Annotated in this window: 12 protein-coding genes; 6 read left to right on the top strand and 6 right to left on the bottom strand. The window is 60.8% G+C overall.

Going from position 1 to position 12,037, the window contains the following annotated elements; all coding sequences use genetic code 11:
- Positions 1–50 precede the first annotated feature (50 nt).
- The 3 genes from AXW84_RS19680 to AXW84_RS19675 all read right to left on the bottom strand — a co-directional run bounded on the left by AXW84_RS19680 (position 51) and on the right by AXW84_RS19675 (position 2,325).
- The gene (locus AXW84_RS19680; protein WP_068237304.1) at positions 51–680 is read right to left on the bottom strand and encodes a hypothetical protein; all 630 of its coding nucleotides are present in this window, start codon (positions 678–680) and stop codon (positions 51–53) included.
- Positions 681–1,146: 466 nt separating this feature from the next.
- Positions 1,147–1,317, bottom strand: coding sequence for a tyrosine-type recombinase/integrase (locus AXW84_RS23595; protein WP_082774003.1), 171 nt, complete (start codon positions 1,315–1,317; stop codon positions 1,147–1,149).
- 45 nt (positions 1,318–1,362) lie between these two features.
- Positions 1,363–2,325, bottom strand: coding sequence for a site-specific integrase (locus tag AXW84_RS19675; protein ID WP_257722088.1), 963 nt, complete (start codon positions 2,323–2,325; stop codon positions 1,363–1,365).
- Positions 2,326–2,764: 439 nt separating this feature from the next.
- Here AXW84_RS19675 and AXW84_RS19670 point away from each other — a divergent pair, with 439 nt between their 5' ends.
- Complete coding sequence (locus AXW84_RS19670) at positions 2,765–3,337, top strand: fasciclin domain-containing protein (protein WP_071892341.1); 573 nt, start codon at positions 2,765–2,767, stop codon at positions 3,335–3,337.
- A gap of 124 nt (positions 3,338–3,461) precedes the next feature.
- Here AXW84_RS19670 and AXW84_RS19665 read toward each other — a convergent pair whose 3' ends face one another.
- Positions 3,462–4,604 carry a J domain-containing protein gene (locus tag AXW84_RS19665; protein WP_068237294.1) on the bottom strand — a complete coding sequence of 381 codons (1,143 nt, stop codon included), beginning with the start codon at positions 4,602–4,604 and terminating at the stop codon, positions 3,462–3,464.
- Between the two features lie 182 nt (positions 4,605–4,786).
- On the opposite strand from AXW84_RS19665, the gene AXW84_RS19660 reads away from it, so the two are divergent.
- Genes AXW84_RS19660 through AXW84_RS19650 form a run of 3 tightly spaced genes read left to right on the top strand, consistent with a single transcriptional unit; the run spans position 4,787 to position 6,689 of the window.
- Positions 4,787–5,155, top strand: coding sequence for a phage holin family protein (locus AXW84_RS19660; RefSeq protein ID WP_068237291.1), 369 nt, complete (start codon positions 4,787–4,789; stop codon positions 5,153–5,155).
- 30 nt (positions 5,156–5,185) lie between these two features.
- The gene (locus AXW84_RS19655) at positions 5,186–5,953 is read left to right on the top strand and encodes a hypothetical protein (RefSeq protein WP_068237288.1); all 768 of its coding nucleotides are present in this window, start codon (positions 5,186–5,188) and stop codon (positions 5,951–5,953) included.
- Complete coding sequence (locus tag AXW84_RS19650) at positions 5,928–6,689, top strand: geranylgeranylglyceryl/heptaprenylglyceryl phosphate synthase (protein WP_068237285.1); 762 nt, start codon at positions 5,928–5,930, stop codon at positions 6,687–6,689. The genes AXW84_RS19655 and AXW84_RS19650 overlap by 26 nt, the downstream gene beginning before the upstream one ends.
- 122 nt (positions 6,690–6,811) lie before the next feature.
- Here the strand turns inward: AXW84_RS19650 and AXW84_RS19645 are convergent, their stop codons facing one another.
- Positions 6,812–7,738 carry an AraC family transcriptional regulator gene (locus AXW84_RS19645; protein ID WP_068237283.1) on the bottom strand — a complete coding sequence of 309 codons (927 nt, stop codon included), beginning with the start codon at positions 7,736–7,738 and terminating at the stop codon, positions 6,812–6,814.
- A gap of 166 nt (positions 7,739–7,904) precedes the next feature.
- Positions 7,905–9,065 carry an acyl-CoA dehydrogenase gene (locus tag AXW84_RS19640; RefSeq protein ID WP_068237280.1) on the bottom strand — a complete coding sequence of 387 codons (1,161 nt, stop codon included), beginning with the start codon at positions 9,063–9,065 and terminating at the stop codon, positions 7,905–7,907.
- A 202-nt stretch (positions 9,066–9,267) separates the two neighbouring features.
- Between AXW84_RS19640 and AXW84_RS19635 the strand changes: the two genes are divergently transcribed.
- Entirely contained in the window at positions 9,268–10,575 is a 1,308-nt protein-coding gene (locus tag AXW84_RS19635) for an OmpP1/FadL family transporter (protein ID WP_071892338.1), read from the top strand.
- A gap of 33 nt (positions 10,576–10,608) precedes the next feature.
- Complete coding sequence (locus tag AXW84_RS19630) at positions 10,609–11,952, top strand: SGNH/GDSL hydrolase family protein (protein WP_071892335.1); 1,344 nt, start codon at positions 10,609–10,611, stop codon at positions 11,950–11,952.
- Positions 11,953–12,037 lie beyond the last annotated feature (85 nt).

The raw sequence follows: 12,037 nt of genomic DNA, 5'->3' as shown, positions 1-12,037 counted from the left end.
TGAACGCGCCAAGACTCGACAGCGGCGGGGTGGCAGGGCATTGGTAACCGTCACTGGTCGGCCTCGCGCTTGGCCTGCCACACCTTTGCCCAGCGTAGGGCTTCACCGTAGAACTCGTGGAAAGCCTTGCTGACCTGTCCTTTGGTATCGTAGTTGGCCATACGGGGGCTAAGATTTACCTCGAACTCTGCGACGAAAATTTTGAGCCACGTCGGCCCTTCCATTTGCTTCAACAAGCCCAGGTCGGCTAGGGCACGATACGCGGCTGGAAAGGCGCTTTTCGGCTTGGCGGTCTTGCCGGTTAGCTCGCCCAGGTGCCAGCGGCCGGTATCGGTATCCGCTGCGCCGAGGTGAGCTAATAGCTCGCGCACGTGGGCCGGCGTGAGGCCGCCTTGGCAAAGCATCTGCAAGGTTTGGGGAAGCGGCTCGGGCGGCGGGGCCGGTGGGCGCGGGCCGGGGGCCGGGCGCGCGGCGGCTTGGCGAAACTGCTGCGTAACGCTGGCAATGCTCTGGGTGTGGCTGTCGCCCGCGAAGGGCACCAGCACCCCGAACAGGAATTTGAACAGCCGCACCGTATTAGGCTCATCGATGCGGTATGTGACCGGGCGCGTGGCGATGGTGTCCCATTCGGTAGCCAAGTGGCTGCGCGCCTGCCGGAGCCGCGAGTTGCCGGTTCGCAAACCGCTTCCGTAAGCCGCACCGCCAGCCAGTAGAAATAGTAATCATCAAAGCTGGCGCTCAGCGAAACGCCTGAAGCAAAGGCCGCCCGGGCACCAGGAAGCGGCATGGGTGGCCGCGGGCGGCCGGCGCTGCTGGGCCTGTTGTGCATGGTAAGTCCGCACAAATAGCGCACGCGGATAATGGGCGTGGGGCACCGGGCAAGGTGCTCCTCGAAATAGTCAAGCAGGCTATCGGACTCAAATGGGTTAGGCTCTTCCAGCCAGTCACTGAGTTCGTAAAGCAGCGTGTCGTAAGCGTCGCCGACTTCCGGCGGCAGGGCATCGGCCGGAATGGGGTACTGGCGAATGTCAGCCACAGAATTCTTTAGCTGTCAGCTGCTAGCTGTCAGCTGCTAGCTGTCAGCTGTTAGCTTGGAGTTAGGGGTGAAGGATAATGGCCAGCGGCTGATAGCTACGGGCTTATTCATCAGGCAAAAGCGCGGGAAAACTCGTCGAGCATGGTGTCCTCGGTCACGTTGACGTAGCGCCGGAAAGCCGACAGGCTTTTGTGGCCCGTGATGCGCATGACTACCTCGGGGCGCACGCCGGCCTCCAGGGCCAGCGTCACGAACGTGCGGCGGGCCGTGTGCGTGGTCACGAACTCGTATTTGGGCGCAGCGGTGGCGCGGCGCTGACCGCCCGCTTAGCGCACGCGCTCGGTGGGCGCGTCGATTTCGGCGAGGCGGGCCAGCTCCTTGAGGTGGCCGTTCAGCTTTTGGTTGGCAAGGGGGCGCAGGGTGCCTTCGCTGACGCGGGCCAGCAGCGGGCGGGCCTCGGGGCGCACCGGCACCGTGACGGTGAGCCGGGTTTTTTGAGTGGTTACCCGGAGGCGGTCAGCCTGGATGTGCTCGGGGCGCAGGGCGGCCACGTCGGAGAAGCGCAGGCCGGTGTACACCCCGATGAGAAATAGGGCGCGGGCGTTATCGAGGGCCGGGCGGGCGCTCAAGTCAAGGTCGCTCAGACGCTGCACCTCGGCGCGGGTGAGGGTCAATATATCTTGCTCGCGGAGCTGCCAGCCAAATTTCTTGGGGTCGGCCACTACCGGAAAGCCGTTGTTGATGGCCCAGGTCAGGAAGTGTTTGAGCCGGAATAGGTTCTTGTGAACGGCGCTGTCCACGAGGTTGCGCTTGGTGAGCAGGTGGCGGGCGAAGCCGTTGCCCACCGTGGCGAAGTCTACGGCGTAGCCTTCCGCCTGCTGCAAGTCGCGCAGGTGGCGTAGTGAAGTGCGGTAGGTGCGGAGCGTGTTGGGGCTTTGGGTGAGGGCCTTGCTTTCAATCCAGGTAGCGAAGGTGGTAAAGAAGCCGGGCCCGGCCGGCTCCGGCTCGGGGATGGGTTGCTCCGGCGCTGGTTCGGGCGCGGCTTGCACCGGCTCGGCTACCGCCTTCAGTGTAGCGAGGGAAGGGAAGGTGCCTACGGCGCGGTGGTCGTCGTAGCACTTTAGCAGCCGCTCCCTGGGGTCTTTCAGGGTGTCGTTGATTTTGCCGTTGCTGGTGTGGGAGTAGCCGCGGGTCAGGGCTTTTTGGTCCTCTTTATCCCAGTGCTTCGGGGGAATGGAAATACCCACGTAGACCTTGTGCCGCTGCCCGTCAAATGTGACTGATGCGATGATGGGGCGTGGGCTTGTCCGACGCCGGGTTGTAGAGCAAAAACGTTACTTTTGCCATGCTGTAGAGTGAATTAGTTGCCACTCTAGAGATACTACCGGCTGTCCGATATCGGACAGGATATCGGACAGTTTGGGCTTTATCAACGGACTTTATCTGTCTTTAACGGACAAGTCGAATTTGAAAAGTTGGTTTGCAGCGTGTATTGAGGGGTTTAACGTCGGGTTGGGTCTGTTTGAGAGGTGCCACGTTAGTCCAACTGTTGCCACTCCTAAAAAGCCCATATCGTTATGCTACGGGCTTTTTTTGCCTGCTGGGCCCCTAAAACCAAGCAAATAGGGCTGGAGAGGCAGAAAAAAATATCGTGCCGCAATCCAGCGGCCTCGGCCTCGGCGTAGGTGGGGTATCAATTTTAACCACCCATTTTATCTGCTTACCCCGATGAAAAAGACGCTTTTCTCCCTGGCTACTGTTGTGCTTCTGAGCGCCGGTGTTTCGACCGCTGCTTTGGCCCAGTCCAAGATGACCCCCGGCACCGTGATGGTGGGCGGTGCGGCCATGTACCCCACGAAAAACATTATTGAGAACGCCGTTAACTCGAAGGACCACACCACGCTGGTAGCCGCTGTGAAAGCCGCCGGCTTGGTAGAGACGCTGCAAGGCCCCGGCCCATTCACCGTATTCGCTCCCACCAACGAAGCCTTCAATAAGCTGCCCGCTGGCACGGTAGAAACCCTGGTGAAGCCCGAGAACAAGGAGACCCTCACCAAAATCCTGACCTACCACGTGGTAGCCGGCCGCATGACTTCGGCTGACCTCAAGAAAGCCATCAAAGCCGGCAAAGGCAAGGCTACCCTCAAAACTGTGAGCGGCGGCACCCTGACGGCCATGATGAAAGGCTCCAAGACCATCGAACTGAAGGACGAGAAAGGTGGCATTTCGACCGTAACCATCGCCGACGTCATGCAGAGCAACGGCGTCATCCACGTTATTGACACTGTGCTGATGCCCTAATGAGGTTGCTTGAAAAAATAAAATCCCGCTGGCGCAAAGCCAGCGGGATTTTTTTATGGTGGGCCGGGGCCCTATTCGGGCAGTTTTCAAGCATGGTTGAGCAGTACAGAATTGGGGGACCGGGCTAGTGACAGCCCTGCTCGTAAGCCGCGCCGGCAAAGGCGTAGCCAAGCTCCAGCGCCCGCCGGAAAAACTCGCACGCCGCCGGTGCGTCGCCCAAGCGCTGGGCCAAGCGGCCGAGCAAAAAATGCGTTTGGCCGTCGCGTGGGCGGGCCAGCAAAGCAGCTTCGTAGGCGGCGCGGGCCTCGGGGTAGCGGCCCAGGGTGGCCAAAGCCAAACCGCGCAGCTGCGCGGCCCGCCAGGGCCCCGGCTGCCCGGCGGCCTTTGCCTGAGCTAAGCTCTGGTCAAAATCGGCCAGGGCGGCAGCGGGACGGCTTAAGTCGAGCAGGCGGCCCTGGCCCCGGGCCAGCCAAGCAGCGCTAAGGGTCGAGTCGAGGGCCAAGGCCCTCGAATATTCCGCATCGGCCTGGGAAGGGTGGCCCAGCGTAGTTTCGCAGCGGCCGAGGTAGTGGCAAAGCTGCGCCGCCACGGCGGGCGTATTCTCTTGCCGCAGCGCAGCTTGCAGGTCGGCGCGGGCCGCGGCGGGGTCGTGGATGGCCACCAGGCGCAGCTCGCCGCGGCGGCGCAGGGCCCCCGCGGCATCTGGGCGGAAATCGAGCGTTTGGCTAAATTCCGAATAAGCTGCGGTAAAGTCGCCGCGCACGTACGCTGCCAAGCCGTCGCGGTAATGGGCATTGGCCGTCACGCGGTCCATGGTGGCCTTTACCGATAGGCTGAAGAGCGCCGCCGCGGCCAAGAAGGCCAGCGTTAGCAGCCAATCGCGCCGCACGAAGCGCACGCGCTGGCGCGGAATGCTTTGGTAGTGGCGCTCGCGGCTACTGGCTGGCGGGCGCGTGCGCAGCGGCGCGGGCGGTGGCATAGGCACGCCGTACACGTGCTGGCCGGCGGGGCGGTAGTGCTGGCGGCGGCGCTCGTCGTCGGCCCGGCGGGTGGCCTGGGCCAGCTGGAAATCATACGTAGCGCGCCGGCCAGCGTCGCCCAGCACGCGGTAAGCCAGGGCCACGGCCTTGAATTGCTCTTCGTAGCGCACGTCGCCGCCGTGCTTGTCGGGGTGGTAGCGGACCACCAACTGCCGGTAGGCGCGCTTCACGTCGGCGGCCGACGCGGTGGGGGCAACGCCCAGCACCTGATAATAGGTTTGGCTCACGGAAAAACTAGTAACGGGACGGGGCCCGGGGCCCCACGGCTCCCGCAACAGCAAAATAACCGGCGGAGTTGCGGCACCGCCCGGTGCAAAAGTCAGCCCTGGCCGGCAGTTTTGCGTAGAAGTGGCCGGTGCTGCTCGCAGGCACCGGGTATTCGCTATTTTCTGTTTTTCCTTCCGCACCTATGGCCCACGACGACCATTCCTCCGCCCCGCGCCCCGAAACCCTCATCAGCAACCTCACCGGCTACATCGATACCCGTATCGACCTGATTCGCCTGGAGTTGCAGCAGCGTGCCAACGGCCTGTTCATCAATGTGGTGCACGGCGTGTTCCTGGCTTTTTTCGGGCTGATGTTCTTTTTGTTTCTCAACCTGTACGCCGCACTGGCCCTGAACGACGTGTTCAACAGTCCCTCGCTGGGCTTTGCGGCGGTGGCCGGCTTCTACCTGCTGCTGCTGGTGCTGGTGCTGGTGGGCGTCGATAAAAAAGCGTTTCAAGGCTTGGCCGACAAAGCGTTGAAGGACACCATTTACAAATCGGACAAACGCTAACACCCGCCGCCTCTTTTCCATTCTTTTGCCATGAGTGACCTGCACAACCCGCTTTTCGACAGCGAAAAAGAGTTTTTGGAACAAAAAAAGCTTGAGTATGAGCGCGCCCTGCGCGGCGACGTCGAGCAGATAAAGGAGAAAACCGTGCAAGTGGGCAAGGTAGCTTTGGCCGGCGCCGGCCTGGCTGGCAGCGTGTGGCTGATTACTAAATTGTTCAGCAGCAAGCCCAAGCCCCGCCGCTTTGCAAACGAGAGCGGCCCCGTAGCCCCATCCAAAGACAAAAAAGGCAAAAAGGGGCCCCCGGACCCTAATACACCCAAATCGGCGGCGGCGTCGGCAGCAGTGTTTCAGGAGGTAATGAGCTTTGACGCGGCCCCAGCGGGACGTGCTGCCCAGCCCGTAGCCCACGAGCCCGATCCGTTCGAGCCCCAGCCGGCCGCACTGGCTTCCAAAGCCGTAGCTTCCCGGCCAGCCCCTGCTCCTAAAAAAGCTGCCCCTGCAAAACCAGCTAAAGAATCGTGGTTGAAATCGGAAGCCGCCGGCACGCTGGGCGCGTTGGCGAAGGCCGCGTGGCAGTCGGACGTGGCCCGGGGCTTGATTTCGCAAGCCGCAGCGGTAGGCGTAGCAGCCCTGGTGGGTCACAAGGCCGTGAAATCGGCCGTGGAGGATGCGCAAGCGCCCAAAAATCCCGACCTTGCGGCCCGCGCCGACGCGGCTGCCGCTGGTGCGGGGGCCGCGGGGCCGTTTTCCCCCGCCCAGCCCAGCACCCCGGATGCGCCCCGCCAGCACCCTGCTTGATTCGTTTATTGCCCACCAGCAGCACGGCCGTAAAGCGCTGGCAGTATTACTGGACCCCGATGATTTTACCGAGGCCAGCCTGCACGACCTCCTGGCGCGCGTAGCGGTAGACCCTGTTGATTACTTTTTTGTGGGGGGCAGCTTGGTGCTAAGTGCGCACCAAGCTGCCCTTTTGGCGTTGCTAAAGGCCCATAGTCAAGTGCCGGTGCTGCTTTTTCCCAGCCACAGCCTGCACCTGGAGGGCCCCGCGGACGGCCTGCTGCTGCTCTCCCTCATCTCGGGGCGCAACCCCGAGTTTCTCATTGGGCAGCACGTGGTGGCCGCCCCGCGCCTGCGCGCCAGTGGGCTAGAGCTGTTGCCCACCGGCTATCTGCTGGTCGACAGCGGGCGGCCCACCACGGCTTCCTACATGAGTGGCACCGCCCCGCTACCGCACGACAAGCCTGGCATCGCCGCTACTACAGCCCTAGCGGGTGAGCAGCTGGGCCTGCGCCTCACCTACCTTGATGCTGGCAGCGGGGCCCTACACCCCGTATCGGGGGCCATGATTGCCGCCGTGCGCGCCACAGTGGCCACGCCCCTTATCGTGGGCGGAGGCCTCAACACTGCCGAGAAAATCACCGCCGCTCTGACTGCTGGGGCTGATGTAGCGGTGGTGGGTAACCGCATTGCTGAGGAACCAACGTTTCTGGCCGCTGCAGTGGCTGCGGTGCGCGGGGCCGCGGTAGTGGCGTAGTCGGCGCCGCAAAGTCCATTGTGTTGGCTACTGGCCCTAAAAACAGCAAGGACCCCACGGCGCTTCTGGCCATAGGGTCCCTGCTATTTAGCTGACTTGCAGCAACCGATTGCCGGACGTTGCTAGATGTTCATTGCCGACTCGCGGCGACGCATCTTGCCGGCCGGGATGCCGAACATCATCTTGAAGCGGCGGCAGAAGTAGGCGGTGTCTTTGTAGCCCACGTCTTTGCCAATTTCGCGGATGCTCTTCTTGGTGGTGCGCAACAGGAACACCGCGCGCTCCATGCGCTGGTACTCGATGTAATCCTGCGGGTTGATATTGGTCAGCATTTTGAAGTACTGGCCCACGTAGTCCTCGCTCACGTTGGCCACGCCGCTGAGAACCTTGTTCGACAAGTCGCCACCGAGGTGCTCCTTGATGTAGTTGAACAAGTCAATCAGGCGCGGGTCTTTGAAGTACGTGCTGTTGGTGGCCAGCTGCTCCACAAACATGTTGTTTTGCAGCACGTAGCGCACCACTTCCACCACCAGGTTCTCGGTGTAGATGCTGATGAGCCGCTCGCGGCCCGGCAGGTCCTGGATGCTTTCTTCGACCACCTGCTTAATGAGGTTGGCCATCTTCTCATTCTTGTTGATCAGGAACGCCGGCACGTCGAGCGACGCAAAGAAGTTCACCGAGTCGAACACCTTGGCGTCGAAGCTCACGAAGCTGTGACTCTGCTCGGCGTCGCCGATGAGGTCGATGTGGTCGTTGGAGGAGAAAAACTTGTCTTTATTAGTAATCAGGTCGTCGTTGGTAATCACGCGGCCGCCCGGCTCGTTGCCGTAGCCTACGCGGGTAGCCCGGCCGCCGGGCACAAATAGCATTTCGCCTTCTTCAACTACGTGCGAGTCTTCGCCGAAGGAAATGCGGCCTTTGTGCAACAGGATAAGGGTGTTGCCAACATCATAAGAATTGCGCACGGTAAAGGGCTGCTGCAGCACCAAATTCTTGGACTTGATGTAGCGGACACCTAACGATTCAATGACTTTATTGTAATCTTCCATCTTAAAATATCCTTGTGGGGCGGTTAGTAAGTGTAGTTCTAATGTAAATTCTAGTAAATGATACAATCCGAGTACAATACAACAGATAAACAGCGAGAAAAACTAAAAACCCAGCCTTTTTTTAGCTGGGTTTTGTACAAATAATCTGAAAATGTGGCAATTCGCTCTATTTGAGGATTTCCCGCGAGATTACAATTTTCTGAATCTCAGAAGTTCCCTCATAAATCTGGGTGATTTTGGCGTCGCGCATGAAGCGTTCAACGTGGTATTCCTTCACAAAGCCGTACCCGCCGTGAATTTGCACTGCTTCTACCGCCGCGTCCATCGCCGTTTTTGACGCGAAGAGCTTGGCCATGGCCCCGGATTTAGCATAATCGGCGTGGCGGTCCTTGTCGGCGGCAGCTTGCAGGCACAACAGGCGTGCGGCGTCGACGTTAGTGGCCATGTCGGCCAGCTTAAATTGGATTGCTTGGTGCTGAGCAATTGGCACACCGAAGGCTTTGCGCTCCTTGGCGTACTTCAGGCTCAGCTCCAGGGCCCCCGAGGCGATGCCCAGCGCCTGCGCCGCGATGCCGATGCGGCCCCCGGCCAGCACCTGCATGGCAAACTTGAAGCCGAAGCCGTCGGCCCCGATGCGGTTTTCCTTGGTCACCACCACGTCGGTAAACATCAGTGAGCACGTGTCGGAGCCCCGAATGCCGAGCTTATTTTCTTTGGGGCCCTGGATGAAGCCGGGCGTGTCCTTGTCCACAATCAGCACGTTGATGCCGCGGGACTTCAGCTCGGGGTTGGTTTGGGCAATGACGAGGTACACGGAGGCCGTGGTGCCGTTGGTAATCCAGTTCTTGGTGCCGTTCAGCAGGTAGTGGTCGCCCATGTCCTCGGCGGTGGTGCGCTGGCTGGTGGCGTCGGAGCCGGCCTCGGGCTCGCTCAAAGCGAAGGCGCCGATGATTTCGCCCGAGCACAGGCGCGGCAGGTATTTCTGCTTCTGCTCTTCGGTGCCATATTGCTCCAGGCCCCAGCACACGAGCGAGTTGTTCACGCTCATAATAACCGAGCACGAGGCATCAACCTTCGAGATTTCCTCTATCGCCAGCACGTAGCTGACGGTATCAAGACCGCTGCCGCCGTACTCGGGGCTCACCATCATGCCCATGAAGCCGAGCTCGCCCATTTTCTTGACTTGTTCGGCCGGAAATTTCTGGTGCTCGTCGCGCTCAATCACGCCGGCCCACAGCTCAGACTGGGCAAAGTCGCGGGCTGCGTCGCGCACGGCCAATTGTTCTTCGCTAAGTTGGTAAATGGAGGAAATTACGTCGGGTAGCATAACAATGGGAGGCCGGAGCCTGAAGTAAAAATGAACGGATAGGAGAAGCCCAAAAATACGCATCAAGACGCCTTTTGGCGGTACTAAGATACAAAATACGAGGAATGTAGTAGGCACGCCGAGTAATTTTGGAAATCGATTGCGCTTTTTGCCACTACATTTAAGGCCCGGACTCAATACCTATCTACCTGTTTCTTCTTTTATGATGCTAAAAAATTTACTCCTTGCAGGCGGAGCCCTGTTGGGCGGCGCTACTACAGCTGCGGCCAGTGGCTTCCAGGTAAACCTCGGCGGGCAGCAGAACATTGGCATGGGCGGCGTGGGCGTAGGCCTCTCGCTCGACCAGGCAGCCATGTTCTACAACCCCGGGGCCCTGGCCATGGTGCGCGCCAACGGCGTGCAGGTGGGCGCCAACTTTGCCCTGGCCCGTGGGGCCTACACGAGCGAAAATGGGGGCGCGCAGCGCGATTTGCAGCACCTGCTGGTGACGCCTTTTAACCTCTACGCCGCATTTGGCAAGGAAGGCAAGTACAAATTTGGGGTGGGCGTGTACACGCCCTACGGTAGCCAGCTGCGCTACGCCGACAACTGGGAAGGCCGTTACAGCCTGACGGAGATTAACTTGCAATCGGTGTACGTGCAGCCTACGTTCTCCTACGCGTTTTCGCCCCAGTTCAGCGTGGGCGTGGGCGTGACCATGCTGGCCTACGGCTCGGTGAATTTGCAGAAAGACCTTCCGCTGCCCACGGGCCCCGGCCACATCACCCTCGACGGCACCACCAAGTTCCAGGTGGGCATCAATGCCGGCCTGTACTTCAAGCCCAGCGATAAGTTGAGCCTGGGCATTAGCTACCGCTCGAAAATAGACGCCCAGGTGAAGGGCGGCAGCGTGAGCTACTCCGGCCTGCCCACCGGGGCTTCGGCCGCTACCATCAACCGCGGTTTCACGGCTACTAATTTCGACGCTACGCTGCCGCTGCCGGCTACCGCATCGGTGGGCATCGGCATCATGCCCACCGAAAAGCTTACCATTGGCCTCGACGCCTCGCTGGTGTTCTGGAGCGCTTACCGCACCCTCGACTTTAACTTCTCGGGCAACAACGGCAACGCTGGCACCGCCACCGCCGCCAACACTGGCCTGGTGGGCGGCAGCAGCACCAGCACCTCGAAGCGCTACTACCAGGACGCGCTGGCCTTCCGCTTGGGCGGCCAGTACAAAGCCACCGACCAGCTGATTCTGCGCTTGGGCTCGGCCTACGACTTCGCAGCGGTGAAGGACGGCTACGTGACGCCCGAAACCCCCGACGCTGACCGCTACATCGCCACCGCGGGCCTCACCTACCAGCCCAACCCGCACCTGGGCATCGACGCCTCGTTTCAGTTCGAGCGCTTCGCCAAGCGCAGCCAGTCGCAGGCCGACCTGCTGAACAACGGCACCACCGACCGCGTGTCCGGCACCTACCGCACCGACATCTTCATTCCCGGCATCGGGATGCGCTACTCGTTCTAACGCTTCTCCTCCTCGCTATAAGCATAAGTATTTATGAACCGGATAGTTAAGTGTTCTGCGCCGGCCTTGGGCCTGCTGGGTTTGGCGCTGGGCGGCTGCCAGCCCAGCATCGACGCGCCCGCGGTATCCGCCGGCACAGCCGATTTTACCAGCTACGTATCCGTGGGCAACTCGCTCACGTCGGGCTATTCCGACGGGAGCCTCTACAATGAGGCCCAGGCCACGTCGTACCCAGCCATTCTGGCCCAGCAATTTGGTAAGACGGGCAAGGGGCCGGCCAGCTTTGTGCAACCCTCGTTTGCGCCGGCCCAAGAGGACGGCGAGGGCCACGTCAAGCTGCAAGTAGTGAACGGGGCCCTCCTGCCCGTGACGCCCTCGCAGGCCAACGGTTTTTTGGGGGAGAAGCTTGCTCTTACCGGCGTTCAGCTGATCAGCGGCAAATACCAACTGGCTCCGTACACGGGCCCTCAGCCCGACAACCTCGGCGTTCCCGGCATGTCAGTGCTGAGCAGCGTCTCGGCCCTCACGCAGGGGCGGGCCCCCTACGGCCTCCTCGACCAATACTACGAACGCCTGTTGACGCCCGCCGAAAAGCCTACCAAGGACTACTTAACCTACATCAGCCAGAAAACGCCGACCTTCTTTTCGTGCTGGCTGGGTAGCAACGATGTGCTGACCTACGCCACCGGCGGCGGCGTAGTAGATCCCACCAACCCGTTCGGCGGCCTCACCGACACCACCCGGTTCGGCATGGGTTACCGGGCTATCTTGAGCACACTCTCGAAGAACGGTACGGTAAAAGGCCTGGTGGCCAACATTCCGAGTGTAACGGGCCTGCCGTATTTCAACACCGTAACAGTAACCGCCGTAGCTGCCGCATTCAAAGCGGCAAATCCCGCTTCGCCGGGGGTGTTCATTCAAACCAGCGATGCCGCGACGCCGGTGCGGCTGGCCACTAGCGCTGACTTGCTGGTTCTGACTTCCCAAGGAGTGGTGGCTGCTGGCGCTGGCTCAACGCCGACCAATCCGGTACCCAATAGCTACGTCCTTGATGCCAATGAAGTAGCCAGCGTGGCGGCCCGCACGGCCCAACTTAACACAATTATCGCCAAAACTGCCCGCCAAAATAAATTGGCGCTGGCCGACATGAATACGTTTTTCACGACCGTGGCGCAGCAAGGCGTGGCGTTTAATGCCGTATCAAACTCAGCTGTTTTCGTCAGTGGCAACCTGTTTGGCCTCGACGGGGTGCACCCCACGCCGCGCGGCTACGCCTTGGTGGCCAATGAGTTCATTCGCAACATCAACAACTTTTACGGCGCATCCATTCCGACGGTAAACATCAACGAGTACCGCGGCGTGGTTTTCCCACAGTAAGCCAGGGCCCCCGGGGCCCCAAGCAAAAGCCTCCTTTCCCACGGCTGGGGAAGGAGGCTTTTTTGCGTTGAAACCGAACCGTTGG

This window comes from Hymenobacter sp. PAMC 26628, assembly GCF_001562275.1.
Lineage (GTDB): Bacteria > Bacteroidota > Bacteroidia > Cytophagales > Hymenobacteraceae > Hymenobacter.
This window is presented reverse-complemented; position numbering and strand designations above follow the sequence as displayed.

Bases quoted from the DNA above. Each gene is read 5' to 3' on its own strand.
- AXW84_RS19670 (WP_071892341.1), top strand. From the start codon at position 2,765: ATGAAAAAGACGCTTTTCTCCCTGGCTACTGTTGTGCTTCTGAGCGCC.
- AXW84_RS19660 (WP_068237291.1), top strand. From the start codon at position 4,787: ATGGCCCACGACGACCATTCCTCCGCCCCGCGCCCCGAAACCCTCATC.
- AXW84_RS19655 (WP_068237288.1), top strand. From the start codon at position 5,186: ATGAGTGACCTGCACAACCCGCTTTTCGACAGCGAAAAAGAGTTTTTG.
- AXW84_RS19650 (WP_068237285.1), top strand. From the start codon at position 5,928: ATGCGCCCCGCCAGCACCCTGCTTGATTCGTTTATTGCCCACCAGCAG.
- AXW84_RS19645 (WP_068237283.1), bottom strand. From the start codon at position 7,738: ATGGAAGATTACAATAAAGTCATTGAATCGTTAGGTGTCCGCTACATC.
- AXW84_RS19640 (WP_068237280.1), bottom strand. From the start codon at position 9,065: ATGCTACCCGACGTAATTTCCTCCATTTACCAACTTAGCGAAGAACAA.
- AXW84_RS19635 (WP_071892338.1), top strand. From the start codon at position 9,268: ATGATGCTAAAAAATTTACTCCTTGCAGGCGGAGCCCTGTTGGGCGGC.
- AXW84_RS19630 (WP_071892335.1), top strand. From the start codon at position 10,609: ATGAACCGGATAGTTAAGTGTTCTGCGCCGGCCTTGGGCCTGCTGGGT.